This window comes from Brevibacillus thermoruber 423 (assembly GCF_000454065.1).
GTDB lineage: Bacteria > Bacillota > Bacilli > Brevibacillales > Brevibacillaceae > Brevibacillus > Brevibacillus thermoruber.
In genome coordinates this window covers 667107-689002 of sequence record NZ_KE695649.1, presented here as the reverse complement: position 1 = coordinate 689002, position 21896 = coordinate 667107, and the positions used below count along the sequence as shown (strand labels likewise).

The window sequence follows — 21896 nt, the reverse complement described above, 5'->3', positions numbered from 1 at the left end:
TGCTGTATCAGGAAGCGGACTCATGGACGTTCACACTCTCTGATCCAGGAAGAAAAAGCAAAGAGCCTCGTCCGGCTCCTACGCGAGAATCACTTGGTTTCTGCCTTTGTTTTTCGCCTCGTACAAGGCGACGTCGGCCTGGTGAAACAGCTCCTCCACGCTGAACTGCGGCTGCAGGTCCCGGCTCCATGCTGCCAGGCCGCAGGAGATGGTGACCCGCGGAGTGGTTTCCGCCTCCACCAGGGAGCGGATGCGCTCGGCGATGCCATGGGCGGTCGCCTTGTCCACGCGCGGCAGGTAGATCGCCAGTTCTTCGCCGCCCCAGCGGGCCGGGATATCCGATTCACGAATGTTGCGTCGAATCAGCTCGGACACCTGCAGCAGCACTTCGTCGCCCACCTGATGCCCGTAGGTGTCGTTCACCGTTTTGAAATAGTCGATGTCGATCAAGAGGAGCGAACCATAGCAGTCTTTCTCCAGCGACGACCGCACGCAGTCGTTCAGGTGGCGCCGGGTGTAGAGACCGGTCAGGTTGTCGGTGATCACCATCCGCTCCACTTCGTTGTGCAGCATGGCGTTGGTCATGGCCAGGCTGACGTGCTGCCCGAAGATCTCCAGCAGTTTATAATCGTCAAAACCAAAGAAATGATGGCGGGAATCGGCAGCGAGCAGCACGCCTCCCAGCTCTCCTTCCACCACCAGCGGCACTCCCATCAGCGACGCGCAGGGCTTCAGGGAAAAGGGCAGCGGTTTGGCGCCGGGCTGTGCGAGCATGAGCACCTGTTTGCCGGCCACGGCATCCGCCAACGGTTTTTCGGAGGCGGACACCAGCCGTCCGTGACACGCGGGCAGCGATGAAGAGATGACTTCGAAGCGGTCTTCATCCGGCCGTTTGCGCAGGATGGCGACAAATTCGGCCGAGAAGGTCTCCAGGAGCATCTTCGTCACAAAGTCGAGGATTTCCTTCAGATTCAGGCTGCGGTTCAACTGCCGTGCCATTTCGTTGATCAGGCGCAGCTCCCGGATCAGGTTGCGCGACTGCTGGTAGAGCTGGGCGTTTTCAAAGGCTTTCCCCGCCGTCTCCGCCAGGATCGAGACGTACTCCGTCTCCTGCGGCCCCGGTGCTGCCTGCCGTTCGGCCGTTAGCTGCAGCACCCCGTAAATGCCCTGTTTGCCCAACAGCGGCGCGGCGATCACGGCCATTGGGATGCCGTCGCGCTCTTCGCAATCGACGACCAGTCTTCCCTCCAGGTACGCCCGCGTGCTGGTGGACGCGTCATCGTCCTGAAAGGAGAGGGGTTTGACGGGTGTGGTGGCGTTGGTTTCCACGGTCAGAAACAGTTCGACAAAAGCCGTCGGATAGAGCTTCTGGATGCTGGTCACGATCTCGCTCAGCACGTCTTCCACGTCGATGGACGCCTGAATCCTGGTCATCAACTGATACAGCAGATCCTTTTGGGTGGCCTCGCGGCGCAGCGCATCGGCGACCATGGTCCGCCACAAGGCGTAGCTCGCCTTTTCCCCTACTTCCTGCAGGAAGGCGACATCCCGTTCGTCGTACACACAGTCCGGCTCGTCAGGCGGGAGGTGCAGAAACAGCGCGTACAGCGGCCTGTTTTCGCAGGAGATGGGAAAAACGACGGTGCGGTGCTCGTCCCACACGGACGGCGTGATCATCCGCTCGCCCAGGCGGGCCGCCACCTGCTTGATGTGGCAGTCCCCCTCGCCTGCCGGCTCGGTGGTCACCAGCTCCCGGCTGTTCAGCGTTCCGGCTTCCGTCAGCCTGACGGCGGAGCAGTACCCTTTTTCCACGATGTCCGCGATCTGCCCCACCAAGCTGGTCAGCAGGTCCTTCGTGTTGTCGTGCCTGGCGAGGTTCATCACGATTTCGCTGGTGGCGTGCTGAATGTAGGCATCGTACCCCATCCGGATCAACGGTTCCAATCCGCGCATGAAGGAACAGAAGTCGAAGTCTACCTCCGTCTGGGGGGCCAGCATGCCGATAACGGCGCGGGCACGCCCGTCGCGTTCGCACAGCGGAAACGCGCCCCAGACCAGGGGACCGCTGTCCGCCACACATACCGTGATCTCTCCCGTACGCAGGGCGCGGGATACGGGCGAGCGGGCATCGCCGCAAAGCGAGCTGCCCTTTTGCAGGTCAAGTCCGTTGGGATTCCAGGTTTGGCCGACTTGCATCCTGATGACGTTGAGCAAACGGCCGACGGAATCTGTCAAGAAAAGAATGCCTGGGCGCTTTTCCGGCCAGGATTGCAGAATAAAGTGGGCCATGTAGGAAAAGACAGTCTCCAACTTCCCCAACATTTTGCTTGACACGAGAATTCCCTCTCTCAGCGTTTTCTCATTTTTCCAAATGGTCAGTATCATTGACCTGCAGCACTTCCCAACGCTGCCCGGTGTAACGGAACACGTTGACTGCCGTGTTGTCGATACGCGTTACGCCCGTTCCCTGCTCACCGTTGGTCACGTAGTGCAAAAAGCAATTAATAAAGCCTCCGTGGGATACGACGACAATCTCTTCGCCCGGATGGCCGGCCGCCAGCCCGGTCAACGTCGTCACAGCTCGCTGTTGCATTCCCTCGAAGGTCTCGATTCCGCATGCCACTTCATCTTGATGTGCAAACCGTTCCCTGATTTCCTCGTACGTCAACCCTTCCCACTGACCGTAGCACCGCTCCCTGAGCGCGCTCAAGACGGAAACGGAGACGCCGGCGTTCTCCGCAATCTGGCGGGCTGTTTGCAGCGCCCGGCTGAGATCGCTGGAGTAGACGGCACGGATGGTCTTGCCGCGAAACCGGGCAGCCACCTGCCGCGCCTGGCGCAGGCCCGCTTCGTTCAGCGCCACGTCGCTGTGGCCCTGAATGCGGCGCGCGAGGTTCCAATCCGTTTCACCGTGGCGAATCAAGTAGACGATCGTATCCAAGTTGCTTACTCCTCCCCGGCCGTGATTCTGGTGCTGGTCCTTTTTCATTATATAAGATGAATGTTTGCAATTCCATATAGATTGCGACACATCTGGGACAAAATTCCCATTTTTCCTCGCCCCTCCATTTCCCCCGTCCGCGTGAAACGAGCGTGCGGTTCCACGCGTCAGAGAAGGTGTACGCTTGATTTTGACACCGTGGAGGGATTGTACATGAAACCGTGGATCATCCGATCGGGCTCCGTTGTGCTGAGCGCCGCCCTGCTGGCGCCTGCCGCCCAGGCTTACGCGGAGCAATTGCTGCCGTCCGCCGCCCCCGTCCAGTCCGGACCGGTCAGCGCCCCGGCGGGCAAGCCGCTGGCCGATGCCGCCGGCAAAGCCAAACTGTCCAAGGAGGCGGCGCTGAACATCGCCAGACAACTGGTTCCGGAGGGACTGGAGCTGGAAAACGTGTCGTTCCGTTCGGCTGACATCTGGCGCACGTTTCCGGAATGGACGTTTATCTGGGTGAAAAAAGACCGGAACCAAAACGAGATCACGTTCTCCTATACCGTCAGCATCCACGCCGACAGCGGGGAGCTGACCGGCTATTCCCGCTACGAACAACATCCGTCCAAACCCGCCTACACCAGCCGCGTGTCGTATGCCGAGGCACAGAAGGTGGCGGAGCAGTTCCTCGCCCGGCACAACCCGGCCAAAGCGGCGGCGACCCGCCTGTATGTGCGCGATCTGCCGCAGCCCAAAACGCCGCTTGATGCCGGCACCTCCTACACGTTCCGGTTTGTCCGCCTGGTGGACGGCGTGCCGTTCCCCGACAACGGCGCGGACATCACCGTCAGCGCCGCCGGTACGGTCACCGGCTACACGCTGAGCTGGAGCGACGGCGTCCGCTTTGAAAAGCCGCAGCGGATGCTTTCGCCCGAGGAAGCCGCCGCGCTGTTCAAGCAGCACGCGAAAGCGAAGCTCTCCTACGTGCTTCCCTGGGATGCGCGGGGAGAGGAGCGGAACAACCCGATTCTGGCCTATCAGAACCCGTTCTCCTTTTACCTGGACGCAGGAGACGGCACGCCCTTGACGGAGACGCTCGCGCCGCTCAAACCCGAGGCGGAGAAACCGCCCGCAAGCGGCAAGCGCCTGCCCCCGCGCCACACGGGCAGCCCGCTCGGACAGGATGCCGCCGTCCAGTTGGCGGAACGGACGTTTGACCTCTCCGGATACCAACTGCGTGCCGCCACCTACAACGAAAAGGACTACAACGGCAGCCGGCCGGTCTGGAACCTGGAATACGAAGCGAAGAACGCCACCGGCCAAAGCTATGTCTTCATCGCCATGGACGCGCTCAACGGGGACGTGTACCACTTCAGCAAAAACAACCGGCTGCCGGAGCCGCGAAAGGCGGCGGCCAAAAACGCAGACGCGGACAGCTTGAAGAAAAAAGCGGCGGAAGCGATCCGCTCCTGGACGCCGACCTGGGCCGACCGGCTCTATCTGACGGAATCGGCGGAGCCGCAGCAGCCGGACGCCGAGCGGTACGAGGTGCGGTTCCAGCGGCTGGTCAACGGCATTCCGGCCGCCACCGGCTCCGCCAGCGTCTCGTTTGATGCCGCCACCGGCGAACTGCTCTCCTACAACGTGAATGTGGGACCGGAAACCTACCCGGCGCAGGTGCCGAAACACCGCCCCGCCGAAGAAGCGCTGGCGGCCTGGCAGAATGAAACGGAGGTGGAAGCGGTCTACGCGCTCGAGTCCTTCCCGGATGGCGCGACCGCTTCCCGCGTCGGCAAAGCCGCCACTTTGCCCGCGCGCAAGGCGAAACTGGTGTACCGCGCCGCAGTGACGCCGCTGGATCAGCCGTACGTCTTTGACGCCGTCAGCGGCGGCTGGCGCAGCCTGTCGACGGGCAAGCCGATCCAGCTTCATCGTCCCGCCCCCGCCGACCTGAAGGGACACCCTGCCGAAAAAGAGCTCATGCTGATGTACGAGTACGAGGCGCTCTCCCTGATCGACGGGAACATCCTGCCGGAGCGGAGCATCACCCGCGGCGAAATGATCCAGATGCTGATGCTCAGCCTCAACGAGGGACGGGTTTTGCCCTTGGCCGCCGAGCGGAAAGCGAGCTTTCGCGACGTCGCCAGCGACTCCCGCTACTTCGCCGCCGTCGAAGCCGCCGTCGACCGCGGCCTGCTGGACAAGGACTCCCCGTCGCTGAAGCCGGATGAGACGATCACCCGGGAGGAGTTGGCGGACATGATCGTGCGCGCCCTGGGATACCGCAAACTGGCGGAGCACACCGAGATGTTCGCGACGAAGCTGACCGACATCGACCAGTCCACACACCGGGGCGCCATCGTCATCGTGACGACGCTGGGCATCATGCCGCCCGGCGAAGGGGAGTTCCGGCCGAAGGGCAGCGTCTCCCGGGCCGACGCCGCCATCGCGTTTGCCCGTTTCCTGGAAAAGCGGAGCGAGCTGGAAGAGAGCCGCACGTTTTAACCGGCAGCTAAACCGGCGGACGGGAACGCAGCCGGGGCGGACCTAAGCAGGCCGCCCCGTACATTTTCCTTGACTTTGCGCGGCCCAAGACTATAATATTGGATGTATGTGTACAGGGTAGCATTGATTGCAGGTAAAAACGGGAGGTATCACCCTCTTAGTTTCATCCCTTTACAGGCTGCGGCTGAACTACCTGTGAGGAGCACGATGCGGAAACGCTACCGTCCGAAGTTCGTGTAGGTAAAGATGGAACTAGCCTTCCGGAAGTAAACACCTGTGAATCCCATTTCAAAGGAGAATGAAAACATGGCACGTTACACTGGTCCACGTCACAAACTGGCCCGTCGTCTGGGCATCTCCCTGGATGGCACCGGCAAAGACATCAAGCGCAACTTCCCGCCTGGCCAACACGGCCACAGCCGTCGCAAACTGAGCGAATACGGCATCCAGCTGCAAGAAAAACAAAAACTGCGCCACATGTTCGGCGTAAGCGAGAAACAATTCCGCCGCACGTTCGAGCAAGCTACCAAAATGCACGGCGTTGTTGGCGAAAACTTCATGAAACTGCTGGAATCCCGTCTGGACAACGTGGTATACCGCATGGGCTTCGCGCCGACTCGTCCGGCTGCGCGCCAACTGGTTAACCACGGCCACTTCCTGGTAAACGGCAAAAAAGTGAACATCCCGTCCTACCGCGTACAACCGGGCGACGTGATCAGCGTTCGCGAGAAGTCCCGCAACCTGCAAATCATCAAGGATTCGCTGGAAGCGCGCAGCTTCCTGCCGAACTACATCTCGTTCAACGACAACGCGATGGAAGGTACGTTCACCCGCCTGCCGGACCGCGAAGAAATGCCGGCGGAAATCAACGAAAAACTGATCGTCGAGTTCTACAGCCGTTAATCTGTGGAGCGAGTCGAAAAAAGAGCAGTGCCGATTGCCGGCCTGCTCTTTTTTGATGGGCGCAACGTTTTTTCATCCGCTGCATGCCGTCGCTAACATAAAGAAGAAAACCCGCGCCAAAACGGCACGGGCTTTCGTGGCGTTATCCCAGCTTTACCTTTGCAAACTTCCGCTTGCCCACCTGGACGACCATGCCGTCCGCAAGCGGCACGCTCTGATTGATGTCGGCCACTTTCTCCTCGTTTACCTTGACCGCCCCCTGCTGCACCATGCGGCGGGCTTCCCCCTTGGAGTCGACCAGCTTCAGGTCAAACACGAGATTGACAATGTTGGCCTCGCCGTTTTCGTACGCGGACGCATCCAGCGCCACTTCCGGCAGATCGGTCGGCAGGGCGCGCTGCTGGAAGACGGTTTTGAAGTAGGTCTCCGCCTCTTCTGCCGCCTCCTCCCCGTGGAACATGCGCACAAAGGTTTTCGCCAGCCGCATCTTGGCGTCGCGCGGGTGCACGCTGCCGTCGGCGAGGCCGCTCTTCAGCGCTTCCAGTTCCTCGCTGGAGATGTCGGTCGCCAGTTCGTAGTAGCGGAGCATCAGCTCGTCCGGCACGGACATCGCTTTGCCGTAAATTTCGTTCGGCGGCTCGTTGACCCCGATGTAGTTGCCCAGGCTCTTGGACATCTTCTGCACGCCGTCCAGCCCTTCCAACAGCGGCATGGTGAGGATCACCTGCTGCTCCTGGCCGAACTCTTTCTGCAGGTGGCGGCCCATCAGCAGGTTGAACTTCTGGTCGGTGCCGCCCAGCTCCACGTCGCTTTCCAGCGCCACCGAATCGTAGCCCTGCATCAGCGGGTAGAAGAATTCATGCAGCGAGATGGCCTGGCCGCTGTTGAAGCGCTTCTCGAAATCGTCCCGCTCCATCATCCGGGCCACCGTGGTCTTGGCCGCCAACTGCACGACGTCGGCGAACGTCAGCGGCGCCAGCCAACTGGAGTTGTAGTGCACTTCCACGCGGCTGGCATCCAGCACCTTGCCGAACTGCTCCACGTAGCTTTTCGCGTTTTCCTTCACCTGTTCCTCGGTCAACTGCTTGCGCGTCTCCGACTTGCCCGTCGGGTCGCCGATGCGGCCGGTGAAGTCGCCGATGACCAGTTGGATGGTGTGGCCCAGCTCCTGGAACTGGCGCAGCTTTTGCAGCACGACCGTATGGCCGACGTGAATGTCGGGAGCGGACGGATCCAGCCCCAGCTTCACTTTCAGCGGCCGGCCGGTCGCGACAAAGCGCTCCAGCTTGCGCCGCAGCTCCTCCTCGGGAATGATTTCCACCGCCCCTCGGCGAATCACCGCCAACTGGCGTTCCACTTCCTGCTTCTGCGCTTCCGTCAGCGCGTACGTCTCGTTTGTCTGTTCGACACTCATCCCTGTACAGCTCCTTTTCCTTGATCCCTGACATCCATAAAAATAAGAAAAACCCGCCCCTGGTTAGGGACGAGTCTGCACCCGCGGTACCACCCTAATTGAAAAGATGCGCACGGCACCCTTTCCGCTCATTGCGCAGGGTAACGGCCTGCTCCGTCCGGATTGTCCGGAAGGCTCCCGGCGTGTACTTCGCGATGTGGAAGGGGCTGGTTTGCACCGACCACCAGCTCTCTGAAAACTCCGCTTGTCACTCGCTACTGTCACCGTTCGACGCCACGGTCTGCTGTAAAAACGTACACCGTTATTGTTGCACAGCGGCTATCCCCTGTCAACGGCGCACTTCTATCCTCCCGATCCCTCCTATGGTATAATCAGGATAACGCTAGGGGGTCGTAGATCTATGTCGAACAAGCACTCTTCTTCCTCTGAACCGGCCAAGCGCAAGCGCCGCCGCGGCCGCAGGCGGACAGTCCTGCTGATGGTCCAGGGCCTGCTGCTGATGGGGCTGTTGGGCGTCATTCTGGCCGGAGGCATCGTGACAGGCTACGTCGCCGCGCTCGTCAAGGACGAGCCTGTGCGCAGCCGGGAAGAACTGCAGAAAAAAATCTTCACCAACTACCTCACCGGCTTCGCCTATTACAACGACGGTTCGCTGATCGGACAGCTCCGCGCGTCCGAAGGGGACAGGCGGCTGGTGAGGAAATCCGAAGTCTCTCCTTATCTGATCAACGCCATCATCGCCACCGAAGACAAAAACTTCTTTCACCACAAGGGAGTCGTGCTCCAGTCGACGCTGCGCGGCGCCTATCAGGACTTGACCAACCAGCCTGTCGTCACCGGCGGCAGCACGCTGACCCAGCAGTTGGTCAAAAACACCATCCTCTCCCATGAAGTGAGCCACATGCGCAAAGCGCGGGAGATCTTCAACGCGCTGCGCATCGAGCGGATGTTTTCCAAGGACCAGATTCTCGAAGCCTACATGAACGAGATCTACCTCGGGAAAAACGCCAACGGCTCCAATGTGTACGGCGTCCAGGCCGCGGCCAAGGGCATTTTCAACAAGGACGTGAAGGACCTGGACCTGGCGGAAGCCTCCTATCTGGCGGGGATGATTCAAAATCCCGGGGCGTATTCGCCGTTTAACTCCGAAGGGTACCGGCGCGGAAAAGATCGCCAGAAAATGGTGCTGGACCGGATGATGGAAAACGGGTACATCACCCAGGCCCAGTACGATGAAGCGCTGGCGTCCGATCTGAAGGCGCGGCTGGCCAAACCGACGCAGCAGGCGTACCGGGAAGTGCCGTTCCTGATGATGGAAATCGAAGAGCGGGCCGCCCGCGCGCTGGTCGACACCGAATTAAAGGAAAAAGGGCGGGACAAGTCCAGCGTCGGACGCAACGAGTACCGCCAACTGATCGAAGAGAAGCGTCGCGACATCCTGCGCAACGGCTACAAGGTGTACACCACGATCGACAAGGACGTCAACGCGATCATGCAGGACGTGGCCCAGGACCCGAAAAACTTCGGAAAAAACGCGACATACACGATTCGCCGCTCCAACGGCAAGACGGAAAAGATCGAAAACGCCCTGGAAGAAGTGGGCGCCATGCTGATTCACAACAAAACCGGCGCCATCCTCGGCATGATCGGCGGACGGGATTTCAACGTGGAACAGACCAACCACGCCACCGTTCCCCGTCAGCCGGGTTCGGCCATGAAGCCGCTGGCCGCCTACGCGCCCGCGTTTGAACTGGGACTGCTGCAGCCCGCCTCGCCGATCGACGATTCCCCCGTGCTGCTGGCGGACGGGCAAACCGGCTCCCACCTGCCGATGAACTGGAACAACAAGTTTCACGGCATCATGAGCGCCCGCGAAGCGCTGCGGATGTCCTGGAACATCCCGGCGATCAAGACGTACCTGAAGGTAGGCATCCCGACGGCGCTGGAATACGTGAAGAAAATGGGCGTCACCACGCTCGTCGACAGCGACAATTACGCCGCCACGGGGGTGATCGGCGGGCTGACGTACGGATTGACGGTGGAGGAAATCACCAACGCCTACGCCACCTTTGCCAACCACGGGTCGTTCGTGGACGCCTACCTGATCGAGCGGATCGAGGACAGCCAGGGCAGGGTCATCTACCGGCACGAAGGGGAGCCGGTACAGGTGTACAGCGAACAGACCGCCTATCTGATCACGGACGTGCTCCGCTCGGTGGTCAACGCCGGCACCGGCACCCACATCCGCCAGTACGTTCCGCGCAAGGTGGACGTCGCCGGCAAGACGGGGACGACCAACAACAGCAACGACCTGTGGTTCGTCGGGTACACCCCCGACCTTTCCATGGGCGTCTGGATCGGGTACGACGAGCCCTATCCCATACCGGACCGGGACAAATACGTGCCGATGGCCGTGTGGGGCAAGATCATGAAACAGATTCTCGACAAACACCCGGACTTGTCGCCGCCCGACAAGACCTTCGACAAACCGGCCGGCATCGTTACCGCCACCGTGGACAGCAAGTCCGGGCTCCTGCCGAGCGAACTGTCCAAAGAGGCGGGGCATCTGATCACCGATCTGTTCAACCGGCAGTTCCTGCCGACCAAAACGGACGACTCCCACCAGAAAGCCCGCGTCGTCCTCTACAACGGCGAGCGCTACCTGGCCAAGGAAGGGACGCCGGACGACTTCGTGTCGGAGGGCATCTTCTTCCGCTCGCCGGACCCGCTGCCCGACAAGGAGCAGATTCTCGCCAAAAACAAAAAGGCCAGCGCCAAGCCGCTCGATTGGGAGCAGCGCCTGCCCGACAAGGAGGACCCCAGGACCGAGGTGGCCGGCGCTCCCGCCGCTCCTGCCAACGTCACCGCCGTCCGTTCCGGCGAGCACGTGACGCTTTCGTGGAAGTCAGGCGGCGAAGCGGACCTGATCGGCTACCGCGTCTACCGCGCCAACGCGCAGAACGGATTCGTCCGCATCGCCACGGTGAAGGACCCGGCCGTGCTCAGCTATACGGATGCGTCGGCAAACGGCGGGCGGTACGGCTACTACGTCACCGCCGTGGACATCACCGGCCAGGAGTCGGCGCCGTCAGCGGTGGCCTCGGCCGGCGATTCCGCAGGCACCTGGGGGAACCCGACCGTCCCCGGCCAAACGGAAACGCCGCTCCCTGGACCAAACGGTTCGACCGGCGTCGGATCCGGCGGAGAGCCGGCCGGAAACGGCGGAGAGCCCGCTGCCGCGCCGCCCAGTGCGCCCAAGTCTTTGACGCTGAAAAAGGCCCAGGGCGGCTGGAAGCTGCAGTGGAAGGCCAACAGCGCAAATGAACAGGTCATCGCGTACAACGTCTACTTCAGCCCGGACCCGGCAACCGGATACCTGCTCCTGGAATCGGTGACCGGCACCAGCTACGTGCACATGACCGAAGACGCCGGCGGCACGTATTACGTCACCGCCGTCAACAGTTTCGGAGAATCGCCGCAATCGAACAGCGTCTCCGCCCACTAAACGACGTATGATAGGGATAGAGAGGTGAACAAGAGATGGTTTGGCTGCCATCTCTTGTTTTCTAGACCAGGAGGTGCATCGATGAAGCACGTCAAGCGCTATCATTCACAGCAGCTCGTCGCCGGCGGAAAGCGGCTGCTGGTGGAAGGGCCCATCGAACCGGAACGTCTGGCCTCCCTCCGCTTCGACGAAGGGCTCAAGGCATTCCGCGTTCCCGAAGAGCAGCACAAGGCCCTCGTGGAAATTGCCGCCCTGCCGGAGGGGCGGATTATCGTGGCCCGGGAAGAGGACCTGGTGCTGGGCTACGTCACGTTTCTCTATCCCGACCCGCTGGAGCGCTGGTCGCAGGCCCAACTCCCCGACCTGCTCGAGCTGGGGGCAATCGAAGTCAGCCAGGCCGTGCGGGGCGGCGGCGTTGCCAAGACGATGCTGCAGGTGGCCTTTGCGGACGACGCGATGGAAGACTATATCGTCATCACGACGGAATATTACTGGCACTGGGACCTGAAAGGAACGGGGCTGGATGTGTGGCAGTACCGGAAAGTGATGGAAAAGGTGATGGGCAGCGTCGGCATGGTCTGGATGGCCACGGACGATCCGGAAATCTGCTCTCATCCGGCCAACTGCCTGATGGCCCGAATCGGCAGGCGGGTCCCGCCGGAGAGCATCGCCGCTTTTGACGCCATGCGCTTTCAAAACCGCTATTTCTATTAGGAGCGCCAGGGAAAGGGGGAGGTTTTGCCCATGCGAATCGAGAAGATCATGCGCCGGCGGGTCGTCACCGTCCACCCCGCCACCAGCATCGGCGACGCGCTGAAACTGCTGCGCGGCAACCGCATCCGGCATCTGCCCGTCGTGGAACAGGAGCGCCTCGTGGGAATCATCTCCGACCGCGACCTGCGCGATGCCCTGCCGTCCACGCTGCTCGTGCACGACGACGATCACACCGTCCTGCAAAAGCCGGTGGCGGACATCATGCAGCGTCAGGTGATCACCGCCCATCCGCTCGATTTCATCGAAGACGCGGCGGTGCAAATCTACGAACACAAGGTGGGTTCGCTCCCGGTCGTGGAAGGAAACCGGCTGGTCGGCATCATCACGGAATCGGACCTGTTCAACAGCCTGATCGAACTGTTTGGCGTGAACAAACCCAGTTCCCACATCGAGGTGGAGGTGGACGACCGCGTGGGCATGCTGGCGGAAGTCAGCCAGGTGATGCGTGAAGCCCAGGTGAACGTCTGCAGCGTGGTCGTCTTCCCCGGGGGCCGGCCGGGCAGGAAGAATCTGGTCTTCCGCGTCCAGACGATCGACCCGCGCCCCGTCGTTCAACTGCTGCGCGACAAGGGCTTTGCGGTCGTCGCTCCCGGGGAAGGGGGGGACCGGCGTTGAGCCGCAACGCTCGTCTGATCTACTCCGCCGACTACACCCGGTATTACTTTCACGACGAACATCCGTTCAACCAGCGCCGTCTGCTCCTGACCTACGATCTGATGAGCGCCTACGGATTGCTGAACGACGCCGACATCCTGCCGCCGCGGATGGCGACCGACGAGGAACTGGCCCTGATCCACGATCCGCGCTACATCCAGTTTGTGCGGCAGCAGGGGGAAAGCGACGCCGAGCTGCCGCTGGCGGCGGGGTACGGGATTGGCACCGAAGACGTCCCCTGCTTCCGGCAGATGCACGAGGCCGCCGCCCTGATCGTCGGCGGCACCCTGCAGGCGGTGGACGCGGTGATGAACGGTCAGGCGGAGCACGCCTTCAACCCCGCCGGCGGGCTGCACCACGCCTTTCGCGGGCGGGCATCCGGCTTTTGCATCTACAACGACTGCTCCGTCGCCATCGCCTATCTGCGCAAGCACTGGGACGCCAGGATCCTGTACATCGACACCGACGCCCATCACGGAGACGGCGTGCAGTGGGCCTTTTACGACGATCCCAACGTCCTGACCGTCTCCCTGCACGAGACCGGCAAATACCTCTTTCCCGGCACCGGCAGCCTGACGGAGCGGGGGGAAGGCAGCGGCTACGGCTATACGGTTAACATTCCTCTGGAAGCGTTTACAGAAGATCAGTCGTTTTTGGACATTTACCACGAGTTGGTTCCCAAATTGGCGCGCGGCTTCAAGCCGGACGTGATCGTGACGCAAAACGGCTGCGACGCCCACGCCTACGACCCGCTTACGCACCTCTCCTGTTCAATGCGCATCTACCAGGAGATTCCCCGGCTGGCTCATCGCCTGGCGCACGAGTGGTGCCAGGGCCGCTGGATCGCCGTGGGCGGCGGAGGCTACGACATCTGGCGGGTGGTGCCCCGCGCCTGGACGCTGCTCTGGAGCGAGATGACCGATCAGCCGCTCGCGGACGGCCCGCTGCCGGAGGCGTGGCGCTCCCGCTGGCAGCCGCTGAGCAGTCTGGAACTGCCGGCCCGGCTGTTTGACGACCCGTTTCCCCCGATCCCCCGCCGCGCGGAGATCACCGAGAAAAACCGCATCACGCTGGAGAGGGCGCTGATGTACGCGCCGATCGGAGCGGACAACTGAACGGGCAGCCAGCGGGCCGGCTCGCCGGCCAAAAACGAAAAACCGGTCTCTCCCGCGAGAAACCGGTTTTTTCATGCGCGTTTCGTTACGAACGGCTCAGCAGCTTCTCCAGCTCGTCCGGCTGGAAGCCTTTGACCGCTTTGCCGCCGACCACCGTCACGGGCACGCCCATGAAGCCGAAGCGCTCCACTTCTTCCTGGTAGGCGCGGCTGGTCATCACGTCCCGCACCTCAAACGCGACGCCCTTTGCGGTCAGCCACTGTTTCACCATGTCGCAGTCGATGCAGTTTTTGGTGGAGTATACGATCACGCCGGGCGTCATCGCGCGCAGCATCCGGCTGACGATCGCGTAAGAACGGCGGGACGCCAACTGGGTAAACTCCGCGAAGTTGACGTGCGCGGAGCCGTCCGCCTTGTCCGACATGGAGCGAACGATCACAAACGGCACGCCGTTCATGGCGCACACCTGCGCGACGGCAGCGCCCTCCATCTCCGTGCAGTGGGCGTCAAACTGCTCGCGGAGCCACTTGACCTTTTCCCTGCTGGCGACGAACTGGTCGCCGGAGAGAATCCGCCCGCTCGCGACCTGCACGCCGTCTTCCAGGTCTTTGCCCGCTGCGATTGCCAGCTCCCGCAGCGCCGGGTCTGCCTGCCACACCCACTGCTCGGTGTACGGAATCTGGCCGGGAGCAAATCCCAGTGCCGTCACGTCAATGTCGTGCTGCACACAGTCCGTGGAGACGACGATATCGCCGATGTTCAGATCGGGGTGAACCGCTCCCGCCACCCCGGTGAAAATGACGCGGTCCACCTTGAACTGATCGATCAGCATTTGCGTGGTGACGGCGGCGTTTACCTTGCCCACCCCCGATTTACAGAGAACGACGGATGTTCCCTCCATCTCTCCCTCGTGGTAGACAATACCCGCCTTCTCCGTGCTGACCGTGCCGGTCATCGCTTCCAGATACAGCGCAATTTCCTCGTCCATCGCGCCGATAATCCCAATGCGCATCTCTTTTTCCCTCCTGCTCCTCCTGCTGTCAAACGCTTCGTCCCTCGCGGCGCTTCAGTTTTCCCGCGGCCGGGTGCTTTCGCGGTATTCGATGCGGTGGGGCAGCAGCACGACGTGCTCCTCCACGTGCTCGTTGTTCATGTACTTGGTCAACAGGCGCATCGCCACCGCTCCGATGTCGTACATCGGCTGGACGACCGAGGTGAGCCGCGGCCGCACCATTTCCACCAGCCGGATGTTGTCGTGCCCGATCACTTCGATGTCGGCCGGCACGTTCAAGCCGGCATCCTGCACGGCGTGAATCGCCCCGATCGCCATTTCGTCGCTGGCGGCAAAAATGGCGGTCGGCGGGTCGGACAGCTTGAGAAACTCTCCGGCGGTGCGCAGCCCCGATTCGTAGAAGTAGTTGCCGTGGGCCACCAGCTTCTCGTCAAGCGGAATCCCGGCGTCGGCCAGCGCCTTTTTGTAGCCCTCGTAGCGCATCAGACCGCCCAGCGGGTCGTTGATCGGTCCGGTGATCATCGCGATCCGCTTGTGTCCGTGATCGATCAGCGCCTTGGTGGCGTCGTAGGCCGCCTGGAAATGGTCGATGGTGACGGACGGCAGCGTGTTGTCCGCATCCCGCGTCGCTGCCAGAACGGTCGGCACCGATGCGCTGGTGAGCGCCTGCAAATGGTCTTCCTTGATTTCCGCTCCCATGAACAAAAGGCCGTCCACCTGCTTTTCCAAAAGCGTGTTGATCAACTGCAGTTCCTTTTCCATGCGCTGGTCCGAATTGCACAGGATGATGTTGTACTTGTACATGGTGGCGATATCTTCGATGCCACGGGCCAATTCGGAAAAAAACAGACTGGAGATGTCCGGGATGATGACACCGACCGTCGTTGTTTTCTTGCTGGCCAATCCGCGCGCGACTGCGTTGGGCCGATACCCGAGTCGTTCGATCGCAGCCAACACTTTTTTGCGCGTCAATGGTTTGACATTCGGGTTCCCGTTGACAACCCGGGAAACCGTCGCCATCGAAACTCCCGCTTCTCGTGCCACATCATAGATAGTAACCGGCATCACATACCCTCACTTTCCCCATTTTATGGTTTTCATGATCATTTTCATAAATGTATGCACTTATGATACGACAAGCCGTGCCCGGTTGCAATCGTTTTCCGGGCGAGCGGCCCCTCATCTCATCAGTTTGTTCATCGTCTTCAAGAGTTCGTCAATCACTTCGCTGTCTCCCTGTTGAATGCGGTCGATGACACAGCTTTTCATGTGTCCTTCCAGCAGCATTCTGCCCACCGCGTTCAGCGCCGACTGGGCCGCCGCGATCTGATTCAGGATGTCGTCGCAGTACACGTCCTTTTCCACCATGCCGCGGATGCCGCGAATTTGTCCTTCCACCCGGTTCAGCCGGGAGATGAGATTGCTCTTGATCTTGTCCGGACGCGGGGTGGACCGCTCCGACGTACAGCAGTGCTCCTGTTCACTCATCCGCCATCGCTCCCTTCAGCCATGTCCTCTTGTGCTTAGCTTACTGGCTGGGACGCGTTTCGTCAAATGAGGAGGGCCCTCCCGCCGATCGGAAGAGCCCTGGACACTGCTTATTCAGACGGACGGATCAGCGCCTCACCGTTGCCGTTTCTTCCTTATAAAGACCGGATGCGAGCAGTTCGTCGAGGATATGGTTGAACTGCGGGATGTTGACCTGCTGCTTGGCGTCGGACAGGGCGACGTCCGGATCCGGGTGCACTTCGATCATGACGCCGTCCGCGCCGACAGCGAGACCGGCCTTGGCCGTAGGCAGGAGCAGATCGCGGCGGCCGGTGGAGTGGGTCACGTCGACGAATACCGGCAGGTGGGTCTCCTGTTTCAACAGCGGCACGGCGGAGATGTCCAGCGTGTTGCGGGTCGCTTTCTCGTAGGTGCGGATGCCGCGCTCGCAGAGCATTACCTGCTTGTTGCCCTCGGACAGGATGTACTCCGCAGCGTAGATGAACTCTTCGATCGTCGCCGACAGCCCGCGCTTCAGCAGGATCGGATGGTTGATGCGTCCGGCCGCTTTCAGCAGTTCAAAGTTCTGCATGTTGCGGGCCCCGATCTGAATCACGTCGATGTAGCGGGTGGCCAGTTCCAGGTCAGCGGGATTGACGATTTCGCTGATCGTCACCAGGTTGAATTCGTCCCCGATCCGCTTGAGAATCTCCAGGCCTTCCACGCCCAGGCCCTGGAAGTCGTACGGCGAGGTGCGCGGTTTGTACGCTCCCCCGCGCAGGACGCGAAGACCGCGCTTGACGTGATTCTCCGCCACGGAGCGCACCTGCTCGTAGCTCTCCACGGAGCACGGGCCGGCAATCAGGATCGGACGGCCTCCGCCGAACTCCACGCCCTTGACCGTGATCACGGTGTCTTCCGGCTGTTTCTTGCGGCTGACCAAGAGAACCTTTTTGTTGTCGTCGTTCATCAGGTCGAGCGACGCCTGGAAAATTTGCTTGAACAGGTGGCGGATCGTGTTGTCGCTGAACGGACCGTTGTTGTTTTCCACCAGTTGGGTGAGCATTTGGCGCTCCCGTTCCGGGTCGAAGGGGTTGACACCCTGCTTCACCTTTTCCTTGCCCAGCTCCTGGACGAGTTCGGCCCGCCTGTTGATCAACGAGAGAATCTGCAGGTTGATCTCGTCGATCTGTTTGCGCATGGTTTCGATTTGGTCGTGTGCCATCTTCGTCTCCACTCTCCTCGTTTTCCTTTGTACTCACACGATAAATTAGGGTTATTATAATCAATCAAACTGCCCTTGTCAGCAGTTTAGCGCCAAAAAGCGCGAAAGTAAATTGTAAATTTGTTTTAAAACGTTTGCAAAATTCCTCCTGTCGAGAAGATTGCCTGTTTCGACAGGATTCTCCGCGCTTCGAGTCGAAATCATTCCCGAAGTGATTTCCCGGATTTTCCTCCGGAACGAGGAGTGACCTGGTTTTGTCGGACATTGTGCAAACAGCCTCGGATGAGCTGATCTTTGCTTTGGATATTGGAACCCGCAGCGTGGTCGGGCTGATCGTGGAACCGGTGGGCGATCGGTTCCGCATCGTCGACTGCGCCATCCGCGAGCATGACGAACGCTCCATGCTGGACGGACAGATTCACGACGTCGTCGCCGTCTCCAAAGTCATTCGGCAGGTCAAGGAGCAGTTGGAAGAAACGCACGGCCCGCTGAAACGGGTGGCCGTGGCGGCGGCCGGCCGTTCGCTGCGGACGCGGCGGGTGCGGATGGAGATGCCGATCGCCCGGCACGCCGCCATCTCCCGCGACGACGTGCTGGCCCTGGAGTTTTCCGCCGTGCAGGAAGCCCAGGCCCAACTGGCGCAGGAGCTGAACGAACGGGACGTCACCCGCTACTACTGCGTCGGGTACAGCGTCGTCAACTACTACCTGGACGGTGAACTGATCGGCAGCCTGATCGACCAGCGCGGGGAGACGGCCAGCGTCGACGTGATCGCCACGTTTTTGCCCCGCGTGGTCGTGGACTCGCTGCTGGCGGCGCTGCAGCGCTGCGACCTGGAAATGCAGGCGCTGACCCTGGAACCGATCGCGGCAATCAACGTGCTGATCCCCGTCACCATGCGCAGGCTGAACATCGCGTTGGTGGACATCGGCGCCGGCACCTCTGACGTGGCCCTGACCGAGGAAGGGGCAATCACCGCCTACGGCATGGTGCCGGTGGCCGGCGACGAGATCACCGACGCCCTGATGAACGCCTTTTTGCTCGACTTCCCGATGGCGGAGGAAGTGAAGCGAGCGCTCACTTCCCGCGAAACGGTGACATTCACCGACATTCTCGGGATGGAGCACAGCCTGTCTTCCGCCGAGGTGGCGGCCGCCATCGACAGCGACATCCGCCACCTGGCCGCCAACATCGCGAACAAAATCCTGGAACTGAACGGCAAGCCGCCGCAGGCCGTGATGCTGATCGGCGGAGGCAGCCTGACGCCAAGACTGACGGAACGCGTCGCGGAAGCGCTGAAGCTGCCGCCGGCCCGCGTCGCCGTCCGGGGAGCGGACGCCATCCGGCAGTTTGTGGACGAACATCCGCAAATCACCGGACCGGAATTCGTGACGCCTGTCGGCATCGCCGTCGCGGCGCGCCGCCATCCGGTCAAATACGTGACCGTCACCGTCAACGACGCGCCGGTCCGCATCTTCGACCTGCGCAAAATGACGCTCGGTGACGCCCTGATCGCGGCCGGCATGGACATCCGCCGCCTCTACGGCCGCCCCGGCATGGCGATTTCGCTGACCGTGAACGGCCGGATCAAAATCATTCCGGGCGGCCACGGCACCCCGCCCGTCATTGAGAAAAACGGGGAAGCGTCGGGCCTGGACGCCCCCGTGGCCGACGGCGATGTGATCGTCGTCGTGCCCGGTCAGGACGGCCGGGAAGCGGAGGCGCGGGTGCTCGATCTGCTGGACCACCTGGACACGCTGGAACTCACCTGCAACGGCCAACCGCTTTCGCTCGGCCCCATCGCCCTGGTCAACGGCGTGCGGCAGCCGCTGGACGCCCCGCTCGCCGACCGCAGCGAGGTGGAGATCCGCCTGCCCCGCACGGTGGAAGAGGTGCTGCGGGAAGCGGGGCTGCTCCCGGACGGAGACGAAGAAGCGACGCCTCCCCTCCGGTTCAGCGTCAACGGCCGGTCGTACACCCTGCCAGCCCGCATCCTCCGGGTGGAGGTAAACGGCAAACCGGCCGCACTGGACGATCGCGTGCGGCCGGGCGATGATCTGGTATTCCGGGCGGAAGAGCCGTCGATCCCCGCCATCCGCGACGTCATTCCTCCCGAGGAGTGGGGGCAGGAGACGATCACCGTCCACTTCAACGGTCAGCCTGTCGTGCTGCCCGTGGGCGGCGTATCCATCACGATGGACGGCCTCCCCGCCCAGGCGGACGATCCCGTCCGGGACGGCGCGGTGATTACGGTGAAGGCCGCCGCTCCTGCCGCGCCCCTGTTCAGCGACGTCTTCCGCTATGTCGACGTCTCGCTGGAAAAGCCGACGGGCGAAGGCATCTCCCGCCTGGTGACGCTGGTCAACGGGGAGCCGGCCTCGTTCCAGACGGAGTTGAAGAGCGGCGACAAGCTGGAGCTGTATTGGGAGTAACCGTATGCTCTGCACAGAAAAAAACGGGTGCGGCCCTTACAATGCCCACCCGTTTTTTTGCGTTTTCGATTCGCGGCACGCCGCGATGGGGCCAAGCCGCCCGCCGTTTCATGCGAAGGGCGGACGCTTGCCGCTCCCCGCACCCTCCCCCGTCGTTCGCCGCATCCACTCTAGCCCTGCACCGCCTCACGGATGGCGTCCTTGGTAATTTTCCAGTGGGAGGTGTGCCATTTTACCTGGCCGTCCTCCAACAGAAAGATCTGCGGCGACTCGTGCTTGATGCCAAAGCGCTCCTCCACCGCGTTGGAGACGGGACGGTCCTCGCGCACGAGAATCACCGCCGCGGGGAGTTCCTGTTCGCGAAGAAACGCCTGAAACTCTTCATAAGCGGCCGAGCTGATCGGGCAGATGGTGCTGTGCTTAAACAGCAGCCGCTTGCCCGCGCCCGCCACGAATTGATCCAGTTCTTCCAGCGTGTGCAGTTGTACTTCCGTCACGATGAATCGCTCCTCTCACATCTGGTGCATGTGGTTACCAGTATACGGAATCGCATCGGCGAAGTCTACGTTTCAAGTGTGGATGCGGTCCGCTGATCCGCGGGGCACTGCCTCATCACCGCATCCGTGATATCGCGGCACAGCGAAAAAAGAGCCGTCCCTGCCGTGAGGACAACCCGGTTCGCCTAGACCATGATCTTCGTCAAACGCTGCCGCAGTTCGTGCATCCAATTCTGATCCCCCAGCGATCGGGCCAGCAAAAACAGGTCCAGGAGTTCGTTCACCCGCTCCTGCAGCGCCTCTCGCACAGTCGCATCCTCTTTCTCTTTGGCGATGAGCACCATCAAATGGGAAAGCTCCGACACTTCTTCAAATTCAATCGATTGGCGCTGCGGATGTTGCCCCCATTCCTCCATGAGTTTCTTCAGATCATCTTTGATGACGTCCACCACCTGGGAATGACCGCAGGCATCGTTTCCGCAGACGTGTACCGGCACGTTCATGATTTTCACGCGGCTGCGGTACACGACGTTGCGCAGCACGAGCTCCATGTCACTTCCGCAGCGGCTGCATTTCTTGTACATGGGTTCACCTCTATCCGCATCTGTATACTCCTCCTACTATTCGAGCCTTCTCCCTGCAATCCTGCCCCAAACGAGGTGGTACTTGGTGGATGGATTGTCAGTCCCAAGCAGCGAAAAAACGCCCGGCGGCTGACCTCCATCCGTCCGTGAGAACTGGACCGGACAGGGGATCAACCGCCGGGCGCAGGCACCAAGCGGCATCGCTCGGCAACACTGCCGGCGATCAGGCGTAAATGGCGTTCACTTTCTCGCAATGGGGGCAGACGGCCACTTTTCCGGAACGGCCCAGCTCGTCCTCGACGCGGTATCCGGTGATTCGCTCGGAAAAACAAAACAGGCATTCCGTATTAAAATCCATATCGTACTGTGCCTTCCATACAATCGATTTAAAATCCTCGCCGACGCTGATCAGGATCGCCGGGATTTCGTGAGGCGTGCTGGACAAAGCTCTGCGCATGACAACTGCCATCCTTTCGTTTCGCATAGTCTTTTCGTATCCTCTAGCTTTTCCATGTTTTCAGAATAATATACTTCCCAAAAATGGGCATTTGCCCGTTACAGCTCTGTGCGAAAACCCATATGTTATGGATGTAAGCACAAGAGGCTTAACAAACAAAAGGAGGATGTTTGATGAGCAGCATCTTTAACGGCGACCTGGACGATTTCACTCTGGTGTTGATCCTGTTCATCCTGCTGGTAATTGTTGGTTGTTCGTGCGACAATTAAACGGCAGTGCGCACATCCGCGCAAATGATTGCATATACATTAGCACCGAATCCTGCACAGCGCGTTTCATACGCACGCTACCCTGACCACGGGTAGCTTTTTTCTCGTCGATTTGTGTACAATACATACTGAA

The 21896-nt window shown here is 61.1% G+C and carries 18 protein-coding genes and 1 other annotated feature; of the genes, 8 read left to right on the top strand and 10 right to left on the bottom strand.

Going from position 1 to position 21896, the window contains the following annotated elements:
* Positions 1-78 precede the first annotated feature (78 nt).
* Both M516_RS0108285 and M516_RS0108280 read right to left on the bottom strand, forming a co-directional pair.
* Positions 79-2334, bottom strand: coding sequence for a GGDEF domain-containing protein (locus M516_RS0108285; RefSeq protein ID WP_238550935.1), 2256 nt, complete (start codon positions 2332-2334; stop codon positions 79-81).
* 25 nt (positions 2335-2359) lie between these two features.
* Positions 2360-2941: a histidine phosphatase family protein gene (locus M516_RS0108280; RefSeq protein ID WP_029098709.1), complete on the bottom strand. Its 582-nt coding sequence runs from the start codon at positions 2939-2941 to the stop codon at positions 2360-2362.
* A gap of 213 nt (positions 2942-3154) precedes the next feature.
* Here M516_RS0108280 and M516_RS0108275 point away from each other — a divergent pair, with 213 nt between their 5' ends.
* Complete coding sequence (locus M516_RS0108275; protein ID WP_029098708.1) at positions 3155-5434, top strand: S-layer homology domain-containing protein; 2280 nt, start codon at positions 3155-3157, stop codon at positions 5432-5434.
* Between the two features lie 306 nt (positions 5435-5740).
* On the top strand, positions 5741-6337 hold the full coding sequence (gene rpsD / locus M516_RS0108270; RefSeq protein ID WP_029098707.1) for a 30S ribosomal protein S4: 597 nt from the start codon (positions 5741-5743) through the stop codon (positions 6335-6337).
* A 142-nt stretch (positions 6338-6479) separates the two neighbouring features.
* Here the strand turns inward: rpsD and tyrS are convergent, their stop codons facing one another.
* On the bottom strand, positions 6480-7751 hold the full coding sequence (gene tyrS / locus M516_RS0108265; RefSeq protein ID WP_029098706.1) for a tyrosine--tRNA ligase: 1272 nt from the start codon (positions 7749-7751) through the stop codon (positions 6480-6482).
* 62 nt (positions 7752-7813) lie between these two features.
* Positions 7814-8031 (bottom strand) — a binding site (T-box leader).
* A 120-nt stretch (positions 8032-8151) separates the two neighbouring features.
* On the opposite strand from tyrS, the gene M516_RS0108260 reads away from it, so the two are divergent.
* The 4 genes from M516_RS0108260 to M516_RS0108245 all read left to right on the top strand — a co-directional run bounded on the left by M516_RS0108260 (position 8152) and on the right by M516_RS0108245 (position 13799).
* Positions 8152-11256, top strand: coding sequence for a transglycosylase domain-containing protein (locus tag M516_RS0108260; RefSeq protein ID WP_029098705.1), 3105 nt, complete (start codon positions 8152-8154; stop codon positions 11254-11256).
* A gap of 81 nt (positions 11257-11337) precedes the next feature.
* Positions 11338-11970 (top strand): GNAT family N-acetyltransferase, encoded by a 633-nt coding sequence (locus M516_RS0108255; RefSeq protein WP_029098704.1) that lies wholly within the window; start codon positions 11338-11340, stop codon positions 11968-11970.
* A gap of 30 nt (positions 11971-12000) precedes the next feature.
* Positions 12001-12645: a CBS and ACT domain-containing protein gene (locus tag M516_RS0108250; protein WP_029098703.1), complete on the top strand. Its 645-nt coding sequence runs from the start codon at positions 12001-12003 to the stop codon at positions 12643-12645.
* A complete protein-coding gene (locus M516_RS0108245) occupies positions 12642-13799 on the top strand; it encodes an acetoin utilization protein AcuC (protein WP_029098702.1) in 1158 nt (385 codons plus the stop codon). The genes M516_RS0108250 and M516_RS0108245 overlap by 4 nt, the downstream gene beginning before the upstream one ends.
* Before the next feature lie 85 nt (positions 13800-13884).
* Here the strand turns inward: M516_RS0108245 and M516_RS0108240 are convergent, their stop codons facing one another.
* From M516_RS0108240 to M516_RS0108225, 4 genes are all read right to left on the bottom strand, one after another.
* Positions 13885-14811: a 5'-methylthioadenosine/adenosylhomocysteine nucleosidase gene (locus tag M516_RS0108240; protein ID WP_029098701.1), complete on the bottom strand. Its 927-nt coding sequence runs from the start codon at positions 14809-14811 to the stop codon at positions 13885-13887.
* Between the two features lie 54 nt (positions 14812-14865).
* Complete coding sequence (ccpA, locus tag M516_RS0108235; RefSeq protein ID WP_029098700.1) at positions 14866-15876, bottom strand: catabolite control protein A; 1011 nt, start codon at positions 15874-15876, stop codon at positions 14866-14868.
* 114 nt (positions 15877-15990) lie between these two features.
* Positions 15991-16299, bottom strand: a complete 309-nt coding sequence (locus M516_RS0108230) for a metal-sensitive transcriptional regulator (RefSeq protein WP_029098699.1) — start codon at positions 16297-16299, stop codon at positions 15991-15993.
* Positions 16300-16426: 127 nt separating this feature from the next.
* A complete protein-coding gene (locus tag M516_RS0108225) occupies positions 16427-17524 on the bottom strand; it encodes a bifunctional 3-deoxy-7-phosphoheptulonate synthase/chorismate mutase (RefSeq protein ID WP_029098698.1) in 1098 nt (365 codons plus the stop codon).
* Positions 17525-17778: 254 nt separating this feature from the next.
* Between M516_RS0108225 and M516_RS0108220 the strand changes: the two genes are divergently transcribed.
* A complete protein-coding gene (locus M516_RS0108220; RefSeq protein ID WP_029098697.1) occupies positions 17779-19956 on the top strand; it encodes a cell division protein FtsA in 2178 nt (725 codons plus the stop codon).
* Between the two features lie 170 nt (positions 19957-20126).
* Here M516_RS0108220 and ytxJ read toward each other — a convergent pair whose 3' ends face one another.
* The 3 genes from ytxJ to M516_RS0108205 form a co-directional block, all read right to left on the bottom strand.
* Entirely contained in the window at positions 20127-20453 is a 327-nt protein-coding gene (ytxJ, locus tag M516_RS0108215; protein WP_029098696.1) for a bacillithiol system redox-active protein YtxJ, read from the bottom strand.
* A 185-nt stretch (positions 20454-20638) separates the two neighbouring features.
* On the bottom strand, positions 20639-21037 hold the full coding sequence (locus M516_RS0108210; protein WP_029098695.1) for a hypothetical protein: 399 nt from the start codon (positions 21035-21037) through the stop codon (positions 20639-20641).
* A 223-nt stretch (positions 21038-21260) separates the two neighbouring features.
* On the bottom strand, positions 21261-21494 hold the full coding sequence (locus M516_RS0108205) for a hypothetical protein (protein WP_029098694.1): 234 nt from the start codon (positions 21492-21494) through the stop codon (positions 21261-21263).
* Between the two features lie 173 nt (positions 21495-21667).
* Here M516_RS0108205 and M516_RS24655 point away from each other — a divergent pair, with 173 nt between their 5' ends.
* Positions 21668-21763, top strand: a complete 96-nt coding sequence (locus tag M516_RS24655) for a YjcZ family sporulation protein (RefSeq protein WP_029098693.1) — start codon at positions 21668-21670, stop codon at positions 21761-21763.
* Positions 21764-21896 lie beyond the last annotated feature (133 nt).

Excerpts from the sequence above, each read along its gene's own strand:
- M516_RS0108275 (WP_029098708.1), top strand. The coding sequence starts at position 3,155 with ATGAAACCGTGGATCATCCGATCGGGCTCCGTTGTGCTGAGCGCCGCC.
- M516_RS0108210 (WP_029098695.1), bottom strand. The coding sequence starts at position 21,037 with ATGTACAAGAAATGCAGCCGCTGCGGAAGTGACATGGAGCTCGTGCTG.
- M516_RS0108225 (WP_029098698.1), bottom strand. The coding sequence starts at position 17,524 with ATGGCACACGACCAAATCGAAACCATGCGCAAACAGATCGACGAGATC.
- M516_RS24655 (WP_029098693.1), top strand. The coding sequence starts at position 21,668 with ATGAGCAGCATCTTTAACGGCGACCTGGACGATTTCACTCTGGTGTTG.
- M516_RS0108205 (WP_029098694.1), bottom strand. The coding sequence starts at position 21,494 with ATGCGCAGAGCTTTGTCCAGCACGCCTCACGAAATCCCGGCGATCCTG.
- M516_RS0108250 (WP_029098703.1), top strand. The coding sequence starts at position 12,001 with ATGCGAATCGAGAAGATCATGCGCCGGCGGGTCGTCACCGTCCACCCC.
- M516_RS0108230 (WP_029098699.1), bottom strand. The coding sequence starts at position 16,299 with ATGAGTGAACAGGAGCACTGCTGTACGTCGGAGCGGTCCACCCCGCGT.
- M516_RS0108240 (WP_029098701.1), bottom strand. The coding sequence starts at position 14,811 with ATGCGCATTGGGATTATCGGCGCGATGGACGAGGAAATTGCGCTGTAT.
- tyrS (WP_029098706.1), bottom strand. The coding sequence starts at position 7,751 with ATGAGTGTCGAACAGACAAACGAGACGTACGCGCTGACGGAAGCGCAG.
- ccpA (WP_029098700.1), bottom strand. The coding sequence starts at position 15,876 with ATGCCGGTTACTATCTATGATGTGGCACGAGAAGCGGGAGTTTCGATG.
- rpsD (WP_029098707.1), top strand. The coding sequence starts at position 5,741 with ATGGCACGTTACACTGGTCCACGTCACAAACTGGCCCGTCGTCTGGGC.
- M516_RS0108260 (WP_029098705.1), top strand. The coding sequence starts at position 8,152 with ATGTCGAACAAGCACTCTTCTTCCTCTGAACCGGCCAAGCGCAAGCGC.
- M516_RS0108255 (WP_029098704.1), top strand. The coding sequence starts at position 11,338 with ATGAAGCACGTCAAGCGCTATCATTCACAGCAGCTCGTCGCCGGCGGA.